Annotated in this window: 19 protein-coding genes and 2 pseudogenes; 19 read left to right on the plus strand and 2 right to left on the minus strand. The window is 27.3% G+C overall.

What is annotated here, in order from left to right; translation table 11 throughout:
- Positions 1-46 precede the first annotated feature (46 nt).
- From IR152_RS13270 to IR152_RS13290, 5 genes are all read left to right on the plus strand, one after another.
- Positions 47-451, plus strand: a complete 405-nt coding sequence (locus IR152_RS13270; protein ID WP_227452427.1) for a YmaF family protein — start codon at positions 47-49, stop codon at positions 449-451.
- 124 nt (positions 452-575) lie between these two features.
- Positions 576-713: a DUF2268 domain-containing putative Zn-dependent protease gene (locus IR152_RS13275; RefSeq protein WP_227452428.1), complete on the plus strand. Its 138-nt coding sequence runs from the start codon at positions 576-578 to the stop codon at positions 711-713.
- Positions 714-1,193: 480 nt separating this feature from the next.
- Positions 1,194-2,612: a potassium/proton antiporter gene (locus IR152_RS13280; protein ID WP_227452429.1), complete on the plus strand. Its 1,419-nt coding sequence runs from the start codon at positions 1,194-1,196 to the stop codon at positions 2,610-2,612.
- A 75-nt stretch (positions 2,613-2,687) separates the two neighbouring features.
- Positions 2,688-3,500 (plus strand): MerR family transcriptional regulator, encoded by an 813-nt coding sequence (locus tag IR152_RS13285; RefSeq protein WP_227452430.1) that lies wholly within the window; start codon positions 2,688-2,690, stop codon positions 3,498-3,500.
- A gap of 408 nt (positions 3,501-3,908) precedes the next feature.
- A complete protein-coding gene (locus IR152_RS13290) occupies positions 3,909-4,526 on the plus strand; it encodes a DUF488 family protein (protein WP_227452431.1) in 618 nt (205 codons plus the stop codon).
- A 157-nt stretch (positions 4,527-4,683) separates the two neighbouring features.
- Here the strand turns inward: IR152_RS13290 and IR152_RS13295 are convergent, their stop codons facing one another.
- The gene (locus IR152_RS13295) at positions 4,684-5,136 is read right to left on the minus strand and encodes a staygreen family protein (RefSeq protein WP_227452432.1); all 453 of its coding nucleotides are present in this window, start codon (positions 5,134-5,136) and stop codon (positions 4,684-4,686) included.
- A gap of 450 nt (positions 5,137-5,586) precedes the next feature.
- Here IR152_RS13295 and IR152_RS13300 point away from each other — a divergent pair, with 450 nt between their 5' ends.
- From IR152_RS13300 to tnpA, 11 genes and pseudogenes are all read left to right on the plus strand, one after another.
- Complete coding sequence (locus IR152_RS13300) at positions 5,587-6,945, plus strand: MATE family efflux transporter (protein WP_227452433.1); 1,359 nt, start codon at positions 5,587-5,589, stop codon at positions 6,943-6,945.
- Positions 6,946-7,228: 283 nt separating this feature from the next.
- Positions 7,229-7,609: a VOC family protein gene (locus IR152_RS13305; protein ID WP_227452434.1), complete on the plus strand. Its 381-nt coding sequence runs from the start codon at positions 7,229-7,231 to the stop codon at positions 7,607-7,609.
- A gap of 124 nt (positions 7,610-7,733) precedes the next feature.
- A complete protein-coding gene (locus IR152_RS13310) occupies positions 7,734-7,934 on the plus strand; it encodes a hypothetical protein (RefSeq protein ID WP_003420681.1) in 201 nt (66 codons plus the stop codon).
- 195 nt (positions 7,935-8,129) lie between these two features.
- Positions 8,130-8,360 carry a hypothetical protein gene (locus IR152_RS20485; RefSeq protein ID WP_413927502.1) on the plus strand — a complete coding sequence of 77 codons (231 nt, stop codon included), beginning with the start codon at positions 8,130-8,132 and terminating at the stop codon, positions 8,358-8,360.
- Positions 8,340-8,642: pseudogene (locus tag IR152_RS20490) on the plus strand (SufD family Fe-S cluster assembly protein); the annotation flags it as partial. The gene IR152_RS20485 and the pseudogene IR152_RS20490, both read left to right, overlap by 21 nt.
- A gap of 141 nt (positions 8,643-8,783) precedes the next feature.
- Positions 8,784-9,968, plus strand: coding sequence for an amidohydrolase family protein (locus IR152_RS13320; protein WP_227452435.1), 1,185 nt, complete (start codon positions 8,784-8,786; stop codon positions 9,966-9,968).
- Between the two features lie 106 nt (positions 9,969-10,074).
- A complete protein-coding gene (locus IR152_RS13325) occupies positions 10,075-10,263 on the plus strand; it encodes a ferredoxin (RefSeq protein WP_227452436.1) in 189 nt (62 codons plus the stop codon).
- A 147-nt stretch (positions 10,264-10,410) separates the two neighbouring features.
- Entirely contained in the window at positions 10,411-11,061 is a 651-nt protein-coding gene (locus IR152_RS13330) for an HAD family hydrolase (protein WP_227452437.1), read from the plus strand.
- Positions 11,062-11,163: 102 nt separating this feature from the next.
- Positions 11,164-12,102: an SDR family oxidoreductase gene (locus IR152_RS13335; protein WP_227452438.1), complete on the plus strand. Its 939-nt coding sequence runs from the start codon at positions 11,164-11,166 to the stop codon at positions 12,100-12,102.
- A gap of 121 nt (positions 12,103-12,223) precedes the next feature.
- Positions 12,224-12,979, plus strand: coding sequence for a metallophosphoesterase (locus tag IR152_RS13340; protein WP_227452439.1), 756 nt, complete (start codon positions 12,224-12,226; stop codon positions 12,977-12,979).
- A gap of 320 nt (positions 12,980-13,299) precedes the next feature.
- Positions 13,300-13,644, plus strand: a pseudogene (gene tnpA / locus IR152_RS13345) (IS200/IS605 family transposase).
- Positions 13,645-14,066: 422 nt separating this feature from the next.
- Here the strand turns inward: tnpA and IR152_RS13350 are convergent.
- A complete protein-coding gene (locus IR152_RS13350) occupies positions 14,067-14,801 on the minus strand; it encodes a tRNA 2-thiocytidine biosynthesis TtcA family protein (protein ID WP_227452440.1) in 735 nt (244 codons plus the stop codon).
- A gap of 126 nt (positions 14,802-14,927) precedes the next feature.
- On the opposite strand from IR152_RS13350, the gene IR152_RS13355 reads away from it, so the two are divergent.
- The 3 genes from IR152_RS13355 (at position 14,928) to IR152_RS13365 (ending at position 17,642) form a co-directional block, all read left to right on the plus strand.
- Positions 14,928-15,644, plus strand: coding sequence for a M15 family metallopeptidase (locus IR152_RS13355; protein WP_227452441.1), 717 nt, complete (start codon positions 14,928-14,930; stop codon positions 15,642-15,644).
- Positions 15,645-15,778: 134 nt separating this feature from the next.
- Complete coding sequence (locus IR152_RS13360) at positions 15,779-16,471, plus strand: response regulator transcription factor (RefSeq protein ID WP_227452442.1); 693 nt, start codon at positions 15,779-15,781, stop codon at positions 16,469-16,471.
- Positions 16,461-17,642 carry a sensor histidine kinase gene (locus tag IR152_RS13365; protein ID WP_227452443.1) on the plus strand — a complete coding sequence of 394 codons (1,182 nt, stop codon included), beginning with the start codon at positions 16,461-16,463 and terminating at the stop codon, positions 17,640-17,642. Before IR152_RS13360 ends, IR152_RS13365 begins: the two co-directional genes overlap by 11 nt.
- Positions 17,643-17,911 lie beyond the last annotated feature (269 nt).

Raw genomic sequence — 17,911 nt, forward strand, 5'->3', positions numbered from 1 at the left:
CTTTAGAAGAATTTCTTAATATAATATAATAGGGAGAGATATAAAAATGAGTTATCAAAATTATAAATGTGAAAGAGATTATGTATATGATGATTATAAATATAATAAATGCAACAAGTGCTATAATGATTATGAAGAAATGACGCATGTTCATGAATATTCACAAAGTGTTAAGTTAGCAGAAGAATGTGATGATAGACATAACCACCGTGCAGCAGGAGTTACTGGTGAAGTTATACCAATAAATGGTGGTACAAATCATGTTCATAAAATAAATGATAATGTAGATTTTCTTGACCATTTTCATAAGATATGTGTTACAACAGGTCCAGCAATTAGAATACCTGGAACTGATAAACACATTCACTTAGTATCTGGAAACACTACTGTTAATGATGGTCACTGTCATAAATTCCTTTTTACTACTCAAATAGAAGCTCCTTTAGTATAAACTAATGTGAATTATTGTAGTAAATCTGCTAGATTGTAGTATATAAATGATAAAAATATATAATAGATAATATTTAAACTTAATGAGGACTATGATATTTAACCTTCATAGTCCTTTTTAAGTTTTGCATAAAGAAGTAGAAAATGCTTGTGGATATTATATGGTTGAATATTATTTAGAGAAAACAAATAAATCGATAATCGAAGCTACTTTATTGCCTTATAGTAAGATAATAGAAGGGCTAAAAGAGTTTTGGTATTAAATACTATGAGTTGCATGGTTTGAAAAAAATTATGCAATTTTTTTATTTTTAAGAAAAATGAATTGACAATAATTTATAATAAATATAATATAATATATATAAAGAAATATTTCGATGTATGAAGTTTTTGAAGATTTCATATCTAAAGTGCCTAACATTGTATGTTAGTTTCTTATTACTTATCTAAATATTATATATTTCAGAGTATCTATAAAATCACTATAAGAGCATGAAATATATTAAATAATCAACTGAAAAATGAAATATTAATGAAAAAGAATTCAAATTTTGAATATTAAATGAATATGATTAAAATAAATATATAAACTTGAGTACAATACTTATATTTTAGTGTATTATCAAATTTTAATTGTACTTTATGCACCACAACTTATAAAACCTATGTCATGTTATATTTGAACAAATAAAATTGTAGATATATTTTAATCTATAAAATTTATATGAAATGGAGTTGATGCTATGACAGAATTGATGATTATAAGTGGTCTAGTGCTATTGATTTGTATAACCTCGAGCAAGGTATTATATAAATTTGGAGTACCAATATTATTAATTTTTATCTTATTAGGGATGTTGTTTGGGTCTGATGGTATGGTAGGAATTTATTTTGACAACTATGAATTAACAAAACAATTATGCTCTATTGGACTAATATTTATAATGTTCTTTGGAGGATTTGGAACAAACTGGAATATGGCTAAGCCTGTTGCAATACCTTCTATACTGATGTCATCATTGGGTGTAATAATTACAGCAGGAGTCACAGGTATATTTTGTCATATGGTAGTAGGAACTAGTTTACTTGAGGGCTTATTAATTGGAGCAATTGCAGCCTCAACAGATGCTGCATCTGTATTTGCTGTATTGCGTTCTCGAAAACTAAATTTAAAAGGTTCTCTTGCCTCATTATTGGAAGTCGAAAGTGGAAGTAATGACCCAATAGCGTATATGTTGACACTAATTCTTTTGACATTGATGAATAATTCTGGAGTAGAACTTATTGTGCCAATGGTAATAAAGCAAATAGCTTTTGGGCTAGCTATAGGATTTATACTAGCAAAATTGTCTGTTTATATTTTAAGAAATTCAAACTTCGAGATAGAGGGATTCTATACTATATTTATAACAGCTATTGCAATACTTTCTTATGCATTTAGTGAGTATCTTGGAGGAAATGGATACTTAAGTGTGTATATTTCAGGTATTATTATAGGAAATAGTAAGATACCTCATAAAAAAAGTTTGGTTCATTTCTTTGACGGAATTTCATGGATTATGCAAATAATGTTATTCTTTATGTTAGGATTGTTATCTTTCCCTTCCAAGCTACCAAATGTATTTGGTATAGCAATGACCATATCTATATTCATGATAGTTATTGCAAGACCATTAGCAACATTTATAATTCTAGCAAAATTTAAATTTTCAAATAAAGAAAAATTATTCATATCATGGGTAGGTCTTAGAGGTGCTGCTTCAGTAGTTTTTGCGATTTATGCAGTCACTCAGGGTGTAATCATAGAGAATGATATATTCCATATAATATTTTTTATAGCATTACTTTCAGTAGGAATACAAGGAACATTAATACCAACTGTAGCCAAAAAGCTGGATTTAGTTGATGATAATACACCTGTATTGAAAACGTTTAATGATTATGATGGAGAAATTAGCTCTAAACTTATAGAAATAAATGTTGATGATAGTAGCAAGTGGGTAAATAAGAGTATAATGGATTCTAATATACCAGAAGACATATTAATAGTTATGATAAAACGAAAGGAGCAGGTTTTAGTACCTAAAGGTTCAACTGTTATAAAAACAGGAGATACATTGGTATTAAGTGGAGATAGAATTGAAGAATTAATACAATTATAATTTATTTTGTATTGACTTTAACCTAAGGGTAAGGTATAAACTTAAATTAATCAAATCTAATGCGCAGGTGATGAGATGTTTTCTATAGGAATGTTTTCTAAAATAAATAAAATAACTACAAAGACGTTAAGGTACTATGAAGATATAGGTTTGTTAAAACCAGAATATGTAGATGAGTTTACAAAATATAGGTACTATACAACAGAGCAATTACCTAAATTACATCAGATAATAACTTTAAAGCAAATGGGTTTATCATTAGCTGAGATAAAAGAAGCTGTGGAAAATCCTGAAGAGGTTGAAAATATTTTAATGAATAAAGAAAAAGAAATATTGGATGTAATCAAAAGTGAAGAATATAAGCTCATTAAACTACGTAATTATCTTATGAATTTGAAAGGAGAAGTCAACATGAATGATGTAATTATTAAGTCTTTACCAAAAGTTAAAGTTGCTTCTATGAGAAAAGTGTTAAAGGGGTATGATGAGCTTTTCAATCTATTTCCAAATGTAATGGCAGAAGAAATGATGAAGACAGGGTGTACATGTGCAATTCCAGATTATTGTTTCAATATATATCATGATGGTGAATATAGAGAGACTGATATGGATGTGGAGATGTGTCAGGCTATAAATGATTTAAAGGAAGATACAGATATATTAAAGTTTAAAGAGCTAGATGAAGTTGAAAATGCAGTTTGTATATTACACAATGGTTCATATTCAACATTAGGAAAAACTTATGCAGATGCATTTAAGTGGATACAAGATAATAAATATGAAGTGATTGGAAATCCTAGAGAGTCTTATATAGATGGCATATGGAATAAAGAAAATGAAGACGATTGGTTAACAGAAGTTCAGATACCAGTGAAACGCACATTATAATAGGTTTACAAAGTATAAATAAGAATAAAAAAAGAAGGTGGTGTCTCAAAATGAGCTTTTTAGTTCATGAGACACTCTTTTTTGTATGAAATCAAGTATATTTTTATCATTTCAACAATGAAAAAGAAGCTTATCTCTATTTTGAGATAGTCCCTTCTTTTTTTATTTTTAGAGTATGCTATAAATGTCTTGTTTATAAGTTTTTTATTAAAAATTTTATAAATAACTGTATTTAATATACAAAATATATATAAATATTGATATTTTATATATAAAGTTATATATTTTTGTTAAGGATATCAAGTAAAAAAGATATTAAGTATTTTTAAAGTAATACTTTATTTAATATTAAATAAATCGGGTATCTACATATATAGATACTAATTTTAAAGAATAGGAGGTATTTATATGGAAATATTCGCGATAGGACATTCAAATTATCCATATGATAAGCTTATTGATATGATAAAAAAACATGACATAAATTGTGTAGTTGACATTAGAGAAACTCCATATTCTAAATATAATATTCAGTATAATAGAGAGGCATTTAATGAATCACTGAAAAAGTCTGGATTTGTATATGTATACATGGGCAAGGAGTTTGGAGCAAAAAGAATCAATAAAGATGTATATACAGAAGAAGGCTATGCAGATTTTGAAAAGGTAATTGAAGAAGATATTTTCTTAAAAGGGATAGAAAGATTGAAAAAGGGATGTCAGATGGGATATAAAATAGTTTTATTGGGAGCAATGCAAGAGCCTATACGATGTCATAGAAGTATTTTGCTGGGGAAGGTACTGAATAAAGAAGGCTTTGATGTAAAATATATAATGCATGAAGGGTATCTAGCGACTCAAGAAGACATAGAGGAATCATTATTAGACAAGTATTTTAGTGATAGAAAACAACTTAGTATTGATAATTTATTAGGTAATGCGTTGACAAGAGAAGAAATGATACAAGAAGGCTATAAATTAGCCAATAAAGAGATAGGATTTAGAACAGAGAAAATAAGTAATTAGAAATCTTAATTGCTAAAAATATAAAATTTATCTTAAATAAGAAAATATGATAAAATTGTAACAGATAAACATGATGTACTGATTAATAATATTACTATAGTTTAATAATACCATTTAGTTTGTGATATTGCTTTAAATAGTACATCATGTTGTAATGTTACAAAACAAAATTTCTAATACTGCCATAATCTACAGTTCTATTAAGCGTAGGATGACTAGATATAAATCTAACTGTAATTTTTGAGTTTAATAAATAAAAGTTAGAAATTAAGAATATCCTATCTCCATTTATAATGGAAGTAATTGCAATTGGAAGAATATTAACAAAAGATTCATATCTATTTCTAGCAATTTCATAAGGATAGTTTCCAACAAAAACGAATAGATTTAAATCATATATATTACCAATAACCCAAGCCCATTGACCATAAACTTTATCAATACTTACTGTTCCTATACTAAGTGTATCGAAGTAGGTTGCTATAGTTAAATAAATATTGCTAGTATTTTCTGAGTATGAAACAGTGTATCTTCTAAAACGTATAGGAGCTGTAGCAGAAACAGGATAAACCATGTTTACGTTTAATTTATTTGCATTCAAATTAACCAAAGTATCACATCCTAAAAATAGTCTATAAGATACAATATTTAAATTGATTTAATTTTGTTACATTTATATTGTAAGATTCTGTATTTTATATTATATTTTATATAGATTTGTGTAATCAAAATTTGGATAAACATATAGCATGTACTTATTATTATTATACAATGATGATACAATATTGACGAAATAGAGCTATCTTTTATAATAGTTAGTTATAGCAGTTGCCTAGTTTAAATATATAAATATTTAAAATCTAGTATCCATAAAAAATAATAAACATAAAATAATTATAAAGATGTACTGTGTTCAAGTGATATTAAACAAGAATAATGTTATTTGAACACAGTATATTATGATGTTAACAATATAATTCTAAATTTTAAAATACCAAATTACAGTTTGATAAACTAACTAAAAACTAAATCTATATAAGTGGGGAAAAGAGGGAGAAGTATGTTTATAAGGAAAAATGTTATAAAATTAGCAATTCCTATAATGATAGAGCAGACATTTGTCATGCTTCTAGGGGTATTTAATACGATGATGGCAGGTCATATTGGGGAAGAAGCTGTATCTGCAGTTGGAATGGTTGACTCAATAAACAATATATTTATATCTGTATTTGCTGCACTATCTGTGGGGGCAACTGTTGTTGTAGCTCAACAGATAGGTAAAAGGGATAGTGAAAAGGTGAATGAAACTATCAAGCAAGCTCTAGTATCTGGAGCAATACTATCATTTACAATAACAATATTAATGTGGGTTTTTAGAATTGGTGTAATTAATTTATTTTATGGTTCAGCAGAAGAATTGGTAAAATCAAATGCAAAATTATACATAGAGTTTACATTATTTACGTATCCATTTATTGCAACACAACAAATAGCAAATGGTATTCTAAGGGGATGTGGAGATGTAAAGAAACCTATGTATGTTACTATGTTTATGAATATAGTAAATATAACATTAGGATATATACTTATATATGGCATTGATTTAAATCCCCTAGGAATAAATCTACAAACACCATCTTATGGTATAACTGGTGCAGCTATGTCTATAGCTATAGCCAGAATAATTGGATGTATAGTCATTGTAAGAGCTTTATTTAAAGGAAACGAATTAATATCTATAGGTAAAATATTTCCATTTAAGATTGATGTTGAAACTCAAAAATCCATATTTAATATAGGGATACCGGCAGGAGTTGAGCAACTACTTTTTAATGCAGGTAAATTGATTGTTCAAGTATTTATAGTTACTATGGGAACATCAGCGATTGCATCCAATGCGATAGGAATGTCAATTGCATCTATCATAAATGTGATTGGGAATGCTTTAGCTTTGTCTGCTACAACTTTGGTTGGTCAATATATAGGACGTGGAGATATTAAGGGAGCTAAGAGTACTTTATTATATTTAACTAAATTTGCAACCATTTGTTTATTTGTAGTAGGGGTTATATTTATACCAATTGCACCTTGGATTTCAAGTATGTATACTCAAAATGCTAATGTAATTGATATATCAACACAACTAATTCGAAGTGATTGTTTAGCTATGGTAATATGGCCTATATCCTTTGTATTGTCAGCAGGTCTAAAAGGAGCTGGTGATACTCGATATACAATGATGACTGCTGTAATAGGTATGTGGATTTTTAGAATTTTTACAGGTTACGTATTGGGGGTTGTATTAGAATTTGGAGTGTTAGGAATTTGGATAGGTATGTATACTGATTGGCTTGTTAGAGGGACTCTATATTGTTTAAGATTAAGAGGAACAAAGTGGCTAAAACACAAAATTGCATAGAATATATAAAATCACTTTTAGATAGAAAACTTTATTTAGGAGTGATTTTTTATGTAGATATTATCATAATTATAAATGTGATATATAAAGTGATTAAATTACATAAATAAGGTCTATAATAATATGGATACTATAAATTATATATTGTGTAGAATTTGTGTAGAATTACATAATTTGGCGATAAATATTAGAGATATATATCTATAGAAAATAATATATATGGGTATATTATTAAATATAAAAAATATTAAGTATTTATTTAATAATAAAGGTGGGTATTGTTATGATAAATAAAATAGGAAAAATAACTCTCTATGTAAATAATCAAGAGGATGCAAAATTGTTTTGGACAGAAAATTTGAACTTTGTGGTAACTTATGAAAAAGAAATAGGTCCAAATATGAAATGGGTGGAAATAGCACCAAGTAAAAATGAATTTACAACATTTGTATTGTACGATAAAAATCTAATGATGAATCAAAATAAAGAGATAGACTTATCTCATCCATCAATAATTTTAAGTACAAGGGATATTAATGGAACTTATGAACAAATGGCGAATAACAAGGTTGAAGTTGGGGAACTAATGGAAATGCCTTATGGAAGAATGTTTTCTTTTAAAGACCAAGATGGAAATGATTATTTAGTAAGAGAGGATAAATAATTTTACAAAGTGTTAAATTTACTCAATATCTGATATAATTAGAGACAATAATTATTATAAACTAGTCTAAGGCTAGGGGTGTATAATTAAAAATTAATTGTAAATTTTGAGTAGAGGTGATAAAATGTTTAAGAAAATGGCAGTATTAAAAGATATAGCAACTAAAATAGGTCGTAAAAAAGCTTATGAACTATTAGAAATGGTTGAAGGTAATGATGCTTTTGTAGCTGAGGTAAAGATAAAAAAGAATGGAATAGAATCTAAAAAGGAAGAGATTATGTTAAAAGATAATCAAAAAATAATACTAGAATATATAGAAGGTTAATTTTTAATACATATAATTTGATAATACTAAATTTTTAAGATGAGTTGGCATAAAACTCATCTTTTTTATTTTTAATAAGTTCATTTTATTATTTAATACACATTTTATATCCTCAGAGTTGCTGACATATAAAAAGTATTGATATAGTAAAAGAATAAAATATTAATGTAATATTTTACAGAAAAGAGGGGTATTATGTTTGAGATAAAAAATCTTTCCTCTAATGTTGAGTCTAACAATGCATTTCAACAACCACCAAGAATAAAAGGTATGACAGTTGAAAATCTACTTACACTTGCTCATGGAAAACCATTGTCTACTGATGTATGTTGTCAAAACCTTACAGATGTTGGATTATGCTCAAAGGACTATTTAAATCGTGAAGTGGATAACTCTCTTTCTGGAGGAGAAAATTCTTCTGCTTAAATAGTTTTTCGCACAGTTGGGCAAGATAATTCTAAGCAAAAGTTTAATCCTTCTGTTATAGAGGATTCACTTTGTTCTGCACATGTTCAATGTGACTCAATAATTATGGGAAATTCTCAAATTAGTGCGATACCTGAAATTGTTGCAAACCATCCAGATGCTCTTTTAGTACATGAGGCAGCAATTGGAAAGATTGCAGGAGACCAAATACTAAAGATGATGACATTAGGTCTTACTGAAGAAGAAGCTGAGCAACAAATACTTAATTGCTTCTTAAAGTAAATTAAAGTTTTTATTTAATTTAATATAATGAATATAGTATAATATAGTGAATAAGTCTAAAATATTTTTATTTTTAGACTTATTTTCTTTATGTAAGAAAAACTATTAGAGAAATTATATTGTAATTAGGATGTGGAATAAATGAAAAATTTACTTATAAGAAATGGGACAATAATATCTCCAACAGAGGATATCAAATTTGAAAAAAGAGATATTTTAGTTTTACATGGGAAAATATATGATATTGGACTGAATCTTAAAGAAAAAATAAGAAAAGAAAGATTACTTACAAATAAAGAGTTTGAGATAATAAATGCTGATAACATGTATATTGCTCCTGGTTTTATAGATGTTCACACCCATTGTTATAAGAGAAAATTACCTACAGGTATGGATTCTGATTCAATTGGAATCGAAAAAGGTTCAACGGTTATATTTGATGCAGGGACAGCTGGTCCTTTAAATTACTATGATTTTAAGAAGAAGTATATGGATAAGTGTAAAACTGAAGTGTATTCCTTTTTAAATGTAACAAATGAGGGACTAAATATATTGAATGAATCGACTTCTTTAGATGTTATAAATTTTAATAATGTTGAGTCTGTTGTAGAAAAAAATATGGAAAAGATAAAGGGCATAAAAGTAAAAGCAAGTAAATTTCAATCTAATGAAAATGGTGTAGATATAATAAAAAAATCAAAGGAAGTTGCAAAAAAATTAAATTTACCATTAGTGGTATATATAGGTGAGTATCCATCATATATAGATGAAGTAATGAATATTTTGGGAAAAGGAGATGTGGTTACACCTGTATATGGAAATAGTACACATGGAATATTTAATGAATTTGGCATATTAAGAAAGTCAGTAATAAATGCAAAGAATCGAGGAGTATTGTTTGATGTTTGTCATGGATTAGACCAATTTGATTTTGAAATTTTTAAAAAAGCCGTAAAGCAAGGATTGGAGCCGGATTTAATAAGTACTGATATGCATATAAAAAATATGAAAGACATAAGTTATTCTCTTTTAAATGTTATAAATAAAATTATGGAACTTGGTATACCTTTTGAAAAATGTATAGAAAAAGTAACTGAATATCCAACAAAAATTTTCAATTTACATGGAAGTAAAGGCAGAATAAAGGTTGGTGGAGAAGGTGATTTTACGATATTCACAATGAAGGATAGTAATGACATTATAAAAGACTATAATGATAACGAACTAACTTTGAAGAAAAAGTTAAGTTTACAATATACTGTAAAATCATGGATGAAAAGTAGTGAAGTTTATAGACACGAATATGAAGGTAGTATAATAAATTGAATAATAGTGATAAAATAATAAATATATGTTTAAATTGGAATATATTGGATAAATATCTAAGGAAACAAGAATTAAAAAATGATAATTTTAGGGGAGGTATTCTAGTATGAAAGCATTTGTTGATAAGGATGTATGTGTAGCTTGTGGAGCATGTATAGGAACATGTCCAGACGTTTTTAGTATGAGCGATGAGGGGCATTCAGTAGCAATTGAAGGAGAAATACCAACAGACTTACAAGATTTATGTAAAGAAGCAGAAGAAGGATGTCCAGTTTCAGCTATAACAGTTAAATAGAACTGTTTAAATTTATTTTAAAAATAAATATATAAGATTTAATTGGCACTTAAGCTATAGTATTAGAACTTCTATTACTATAGCTTTTTAAAATAGATAAAGTTAAAATATAAGATATTACTTTTTATAAATATGGAGGATTGAAATATGAAGAAAAATTATGAAATAGTATTGTTTGATTTAGATGGAACACTTACAGACCCTAAAGAAGGGATAACAAAGTCTATACAGTATTCTTTAAATAGTTTTGGCATAGAAGAAGATTTGGATAACTTAGAACAATTTATAGGACCACCATTACATGATACTTTTAAGGAGTATTATAAATTTGAGGATAAAAAAGCTACAGAAGCTGTTGAAAAGTATAGAGAGTATTTTGCTGATAAAGGGATATTTGAAAATAAAATTTATGAAAATATAAAAGAGATATTAGATATGCTCTATAAAAATGATAAAATACTATTAGTAGCAACTTCTAAGCCAACAGTTTTCGCAGAAACTATACTTAGATATTTTAATATAGATAGATATTTCAAATATATAGCCGGTAGTAATCTTGATGGAACAAGAGTGAATAAAAATGAAGTTATACAATATGTACTAGATTTATGTAATATAAAAGATAAAGATAAAGTTATTATGGTTGGAGATAGAAAATATGACATAATTGGAGCTAAGAAAATAGGTATAGACTCTATCGGAGTGTTGTATGGATATGGCTCTTTTGAAGAGATTAGTGAAAGTGAACCTACTTATATTGTCGAAAGTGTAGAGTCTATAAAAGATATTTTGCTATAAATATCTTTTATAGGCAAAAATAATACAAAATGGTGTAGCATATTTAAAAATATGATATTATAATTAAGGAAGTCATTTAAAAAAGAGGAGGATGCACTTGAAATGAAATCTATTTTAATTATGGGTGGAAGCGACTTCATAGGTTCTGCACTTGCTAAGCGTTTAATTAAATGTGGGTATCAAATTGATATACTTACAAATGGTAAAAAGGAAATAGATTATAAAGGTTTTAAAGAACATCTAATTTGTGATAGAAAAGTTCGCAAAGATATGGAAAACATTATCACGGGGAGAAAGTATGATTACATATATGATATGACAGCATATACAAGAGAAGATATAAGCAATCTTATTGATTTTATAAGCATAGATAGCTTAAAAAAGTATATTGTATTGTCAGCAGGAGCAGTGTATAAAGAGAGCGGAAGAAATATAAAAGAAGAAAATGAGAAAGGTGAAAATGAAAACTGGGGAAAATATGGTTTAAATAAGAAAGAAGCAGAAGATTTTGTTATAAATAGCCCTATACCATATATAATTATTAGACCAACTTACATATATGGTGAAAATAATAATTTATATAGAGAGTATTATTTCTTTGAAAAAATAGAAAAAAATGAAAAGATACCAGTACCAAAAGGAAAACAAGTGAGTAATCAATTTATATACATTGGAGATTTGGTAAAGGTATTAGAAAGTATAATGAAAAACCCTCATGTAAGAGAGGCCTATAATGTAACAAATCCACAATTAATTTCTTGGGATGACCTTATATATACATGTGGAGAAATTATTGGCAAAGAACCTATAATAAAGTATGTAGATATAGAAAAAGTTGAGTTTAGAGAAAGAACATATTTCCCATTTAGAAATATAGACTTTAATCTTGATATAAATAAGCTTATTGATCATGGGCTTTATATACCAAACGTGTTATTAAAAGAAGGTCTTACAGCAACATATAAATGGTTTTCAGCAAATAAGCCAAAAATGCATGACAGAAAAATGAATAAAGTTGAGCATGTAATGCAAATAATTTAAGAAAATAAATAAGTAGGTAGATATTTTGAACTCAAAAATTAAGTATTTTTTAAAATTTTTTATTTTGATATTTATTTTGATTTTTATATACTCAGTTGCGATAGAACCGAGTCTATTAATTGTGAAAAAATATAATATAAGTGAAAATGGAACATTGATAAAAAGCGATACAATAGGGAGTAAATCTGAAAGTATAAAAGTAGTTCAAATTTCAGATACTCAAATAGGTAGTTTTTACTCAACTAAGAACCTCAAAAGAGTAGCTAATAAGATTAACACTTTAAATCCAGATATAATAGTATTTACTGGTGATTTAATTGATTACTCCAATAAAAACCCAGATATAGATGAAATTACAACTATTTTATCAAGTATGGATGCTAGGTTGGGAAAATTTTCAGTATTCGGCAATCATGATTATATGTATAAACTTCCTAGGTATTATAGGCAGATTATGAAAAATTCCAACTTTAATCTTTTGATAAATGAAAATAAAAAAATAAAATTAGAAGATAATAAATATATTAATATATTAGGTGTTGATGAAATATTAAATGGAAATCCTAATATAAAATATCTGGAGAGTCAAATAGATAATAAGGATTTTAATTTATTGTTAGCACATGAACCTGATTTAGTAGACATGCTTAGTGAAGATGTAATGAATTTAGTTTTATCTGGTCATAGTCATGGTGGTCAAATAAGACTACCTATTAAGGGAGCATTAGTTACTCCTCCATATGGGAGGAAATACACTAAAGGGTTTTATGATATAAATGGAAATAATTTATATGTGAGTTCAGGTCTTGGAAGTACAAAGTTACCATTTAGATTTTTTAATATACCAGAGATAATAGAATTTAATATTATAATCTAACATAAAATATTTAGGAAATGTTATTTTGTTTGTTAGAATATACAGAGATATATACTGTAAAAATAGATTAAATTAGTAGATTAAATATTTAAATTATAATTAATGTATTAGACAAAATAAATACTATTAATAACTATTAAAATATAGATTAAAGACAATAACATATAAGAAATAAAAATACAATAAATGAGCAAGATAGCCCCTTGCTTTAGCTATGGGGTGGAATTGCTCGGTCTTTAATAAGTTTTCGAAATGTTATATAAGTTATTGATAAATAACATCTATTTAAATATAGTAGTATTTAGCAGGTGGTATTTAATATGTATAAATCAAATAAAAATATAGTTTATGATTGCAAGTATCATGTTGTATAGTGTCCTAAATATAGAAAACCTGTATTAAAAGAAATATTGCCATTTAAAGCAGAAACTTTAGGAGCAGAAATAATCCAAATAGAAACTGACCTTGACCATGTACATTTGTTAGTATCCTGCGACCCTCAATATGGTATTCATAAGGTTGTTAAGCAATTAAAAGCTTTTAGTTCAAGAGTTCTTAGAGAAAACTTTACACATTTAAAATCAACTCTGCCTACTCTATGGACTAATAGTTATTTCGTTGGAACAGTTGGTGCATTTAGTTTAGAAGCAGTAAAGCAAATGTAATAAGCTTATATCATCAAACAACTAGAAAATTTATAGATTTTTGTGTAGAGCAAAAGGTCTGCCCAAAGTGTTCTAAAAAATACAAGCCATTAGGTAGAACTTAAGTTGTGCTTGTGGATATAAAACTCATAGAGATATAATTGGAGCGTGGAATATTTTAAATAAAAAATATAAATATGACTTAGTAGATTTTAGAATAAACCGTAAGCAACCAATGAATATAAAAGTATCTACCGTTTGAACCACGTGTGGGCGAATAACTTTAAGGTAGTAGTGAAGACACCGTCCAAGTAGCTTGGTTTTGTAACCACCTATGTTGTACTGTTTAAGTACAAATAAGTGAGTTAGCCACCAAGAACCCCCTAGATTTATCTATGGAGAGAGTGTCAAAATCTTGCTTTTTTCCTTTAAAATTTTAATTCTTATTTAAAATTTTTTATCTTCTCTTTATCCCATATAAACAATTTCTCAGAATTATTTAGAGCACCAAATACATTTCTTTTAAAATCAGGCATCTCTTTATTTAAAATAGCAATAAGATTTTTTATGTACTCTCTTCTAGTGTGACCATTTGCAGGGCATGGATTTGTTATAATAGGATAGTTAGAATCTTTTGAAATTTTCTTAGTCATATACTCTTCTATGTAAATCATAGGTCTTATAACAGTTAAATCCTGCCTATTTAGATATGTCTTTGGTGAAAAACAATTTACTCTCCCTTCATAAAACATAGACATTAAAAATGTCTCAATTGCGTCATCTTTATGATGCCCAAGAGCTACTTTATTACATCCAAGTTTTTTAGCATTATCATTCAAAGCACCCCTTCTTAAATTAGCACATAATGCACAAGGATTCTTTTCTTGTCTTATATCAAATACAATTTCTTTTATGTCAGTTTGAAATTCATAAAAAGGAACATTTATTTCTTTACACAATTTATCTAGTGGAGAATTATCAATACCTCCAGTATTTAATGTTATAGCTATCAATTCAAATCTTTGTGGAGAAAATCTTTGATAGTTTTTAAGTATATGAAGTAGAGTCAAACTATCTTTTCCGCCAGAAAGTCCAACTGCAATTTTATCATTTTCTTGTATCATATCAAAATCTTGTATAGCCTTGCGAGTTTTACTTAGAAGTTTTTGTATAGACATTATTAGCACCATCCTTTAAAAATATTAAATTTAAGATTTATTTAAGATTTACTTATAGAATACTTAAGGCCTATACCCTAAAATCAACACTATAGACAAACATAACGAAAAGGAGAAGATTTAATTATGAAAAAATTTAAATTGATAGTAGCCATTGTTTTAGTAGTATTTATAAGTATATTTATATCTAAACATAGATTACTTAAGAAAGATAAAGAACCAACAGTAATTGCTCAACATGATTCAGAGCAAGGTGTTGAGTCAAATTCTCAAAATAAAAATCACTCAAATAGTATATCAAATATATTATTGGTAAACAAGACAAATGGAATTAGCAAAAATTATACTCCTGAAAATATTACTAAAGTAAACATACCTTTTGTTGAAGAAGCAACAGAAGAAGAAAAACAAATGGCAGGAGAACCTGCAAAGGCAGTTGAAGATTTAGTAAAGCAAGCTAATGAAGAAGGAGTACAGTTTTTAGGGTCTTCAGCATATAGATCTTACGATACTCAGCTAGATACTTATACAAGAAGGGTAAAATCTCAGGGTCAGAAAAAAGCAGATGAATATGTAGCAAAGCCTGGTTACAGTGAGCATCAAACTGGACTGTGTATCGACCTAACAAATCCAGAAAGATGGTTTGTTGGAAGCACAAAAGAAGCTATATGGTTGGCAGAAAATGCTCATAAGTTTGGATTTATAATAAGGTATCCTAAAGATAAAGAAGATATAACAGGTACAGCGTACGAACCATGGCATATTAGATATGTTGGTAAGGATGATGCTGAGGAAATTTATTCAAAAGGGCTAACTTTAGAAGAATATTTACAAAATAAATAGTATAAATATATAAAATAAATTTTGTGATATTGTAAATTGCGAAATGAATAAATTTATAGATTACACTAACTAAAATATAGTATAATTTTGTATGAACAAAACTATATACAAAGATTAAGTTAGGATGTGTAAAAGTGAAGAATACAATTCTTGTTGTGGATGATGAAAAGGAAATAAGAGACCTTATAGAGATATATCTTTTAAATGGTGGATATAATGTAATTAAAGCTGAAGATGGAGAAGAAGCTCTAGATATTTTAAAAAAGGAAAATATTCATTTAATGGTGTTGGATATAATGATGCCCAAAATGGATGGGATAGAAGTTTGCAGAAGAGTTAGAGAAAGTTTGAATATACCAATACTTATGTTGAGTGCAAAATCAGAAGACATGGACAAAATACAAGGGATAATGACTGGTGCAGATGACTATCTAACAAAACCATTTAATCCACTTGAACTCACTGTGAGAGTGAAATCATTGATTAGAAGAGCATATTATTTTAGTGGTACTAATAATGAAAATAAAAATGTCATAGAAGTTGGAGTGGTATTGATAGATAAGGAAAAGCATAGTGTAACAGTAGCTGGAAAGGAAATAACTTTAACATCAAGAGAATTTGATATACTGTACTTACTGGCAAATAATAAAGGAAGGGTATATAGTACAGAAGAAATATTTGAAAAGGTATGGAAAGAGAAATATTATCAATCTAATAATACTGTAATGGTTCATATGAGTAGAATAAGGGATAAAATTGAAAAATATACAGATGGAGAAAAAATAATTCATACTGTATGGGGAGTAGGATATAAAATTGAAAAATAAAAGCTTATTAAATCATATGTTTCGCCCTATAATAGACTTTATTATAAGTTGTATTATTACCTTAATAATTATGCTAACAAGTATCTATATAATAAAAGTGTTATATTTTAATACTGGTTTATCTACAATTAATTATCTTGTATATAATCTAAGAAATTTAAGAACACTTATAGGAGAGGGATTATTTTATCCATCTTTATTTATAACCTCATCATTAGCAATTTATTTTTTAATATCATACAAGAGAAATAAGCAAATTGTAGATTTTATAAGAAGAGCTAATAAAAAAAATCAGAAGTTAGAAATCATTATAGATGCGGTAAATTCAATGGATGAAGGTGATTTACAAAAGAATATAGATATTGAGTATGATTTAGATGTGTTAAAAGATAAAGAAATTGATAATATTGATGAACTGGCGCGTAAAATTAATAGTATCATTAATCAACTTAGAAACATAACTATTGAAGAGAGACAAGCTCAACAGACTAAAACAGATTTAATAACAAATGTGTCACATGATTTAAGAACACCTTTAACATCGATAATGGGTTATTTAGGATTGATAGAAGAAGGTAAGTATAAAGATGAAGTGCAGATGATGTATTATGTTAATATCGCATATGAAAAATCGAAAAGTTTAAATGTGCTTATAAATGATTTGTTTGAATTGACTAAAATGCAAAATAATACGATAAGATTAAATAAAATAGAAGTAAATTTAGTAGAATTATTAAGTCAGATAGTATCTCAATTTGAAATTTATTTTAAACAGGAGTTTATGGTTAGTAGAGTTAATTTTAGTGAAGAAAAATTAATTGTAAAAGCTGATCCAAATAAATTGGTAAGAGCATTTGAAAATCTTATAACTAATGCTGTGAAATATGGAAAAGATGGGCATTATGTAGATATAGTCACAGAGAAAAAGGAAGATATGGCGGTTGTAAAAGTGATAAATTATGGAGAACCAATTCCTGTGTTAGATTTACCAAATATATTTGATAGATTTTATAGAGTTGAAAAATCGAGAAATAGAAATGTTGGAGGTTCTGGATTGGGTCTTGCGATTACAAAAAATATTGTAAATTTACATAATGGAGAAATTACTGTTTCAAGCGATAAATATCAAACTGTATTTGAGGTACAACTGCCAATAATACAATCAGCTTAGTTATAAAATAAAAGTACGATTATGTGATATAAATATTATAACAATAAAGTGTTTACAAAAATAAAAAAGTAATATATAATTTAAGTCAGTTTAATAAGATACTTATCAAGAGTTAGGGGAGAGAGTTAGCTCAGTGATCCTATACCAACCTTTTATCAGGTGGTCCTGCTAACAACGATGAGACGATTTGAAATAATATACTCTTCTTATCAATAATGGATAGGGGGAGTTTTTTTTAGAATTAATGTAATAAATTTTAAATGATGATG

The organism is Clostridioides sp. ES-S-0108-01, from assembly GCF_020662285.1.
Taxonomy (GTDB): domain Bacteria; phylum Bacillota; class Clostridia; order Peptostreptococcales; family Peptostreptococcaceae; genus Clostridioides.

Excerpts from the sequence above, each read along its gene's own strand:
- IR152_RS13270 (WP_227452427.1), top strand. The coding sequence starts at position 47 with ATGAGTTATCAAAATTATAAATGTGAAAGAGATTATGTATATGATGAT.
- IR152_RS13280 (WP_227452429.1), top strand. The coding sequence starts at position 1,194 with ATGACAGAATTGATGATTATAAGTGGTCTAGTGCTATTGATTTGTATA.
- IR152_RS13285 (WP_227452430.1), top strand. The coding sequence starts at position 2,688 with ATGTTTTCTATAGGAATGTTTTCTAAAATAAATAAAATAACTACAAAG.
- IR152_RS13290 (WP_227452431.1), top strand. The coding sequence starts at position 3,909 with ATGGAAATATTCGCGATAGGACATTCAAATTATCCATATGATAAGCTT.
- IR152_RS13300 (WP_227452433.1), top strand. The coding sequence starts at position 5,587 with ATGTTTATAAGGAAAAATGTTATAAAATTAGCAATTCCTATAATGATA.
- IR152_RS13305 (WP_227452434.1), top strand. The coding sequence starts at position 7,229 with ATGATAAATAAAATAGGAAAAATAACTCTCTATGTAAATAATCAAGAG.
- IR152_RS13310 (WP_003420681.1), top strand. The coding sequence starts at position 7,734 with ATGTTTAAGAAAATGGCAGTATTAAAAGATATAGCAACTAAAATAGGT.
- IR152_RS20485 (WP_413927502.1), top strand. The coding sequence starts at position 8,130 with ATGTTTGAGATAAAAAATCTTTCCTCTAATGTTGAGTCTAACAATGCA.
- IR152_RS13320 (WP_227452435.1), top strand. The coding sequence starts at position 8,784 with ATGAAAAATTTACTTATAAGAAATGGGACAATAATATCTCCAACAGAG.
- IR152_RS13325 (WP_227452436.1), top strand. The coding sequence starts at position 10,075 with ATGAAAGCATTTGTTGATAAGGATGTATGTGTAGCTTGTGGAGCATGT.
- IR152_RS13330 (WP_227452437.1), top strand. The coding sequence starts at position 10,411 with ATGAAGAAAAATTATGAAATAGTATTGTTTGATTTAGATGGAACACTT.
- IR152_RS13335 (WP_227452438.1), top strand. The coding sequence starts at position 11,164 with ATGAAATCTATTTTAATTATGGGTGGAAGCGACTTCATAGGTTCTGCA.
- IR152_RS13350 (WP_227452440.1), bottom strand. The coding sequence starts at position 14,801 with ATGTCTATACAAAAACTTCTAAGTAAAACTCGCAAGGCTATACAAGAT.
- IR152_RS13355 (WP_227452441.1), top strand. The coding sequence starts at position 14,928 with ATGAAAAAATTTAAATTGATAGTAGCCATTGTTTTAGTAGTATTTATA.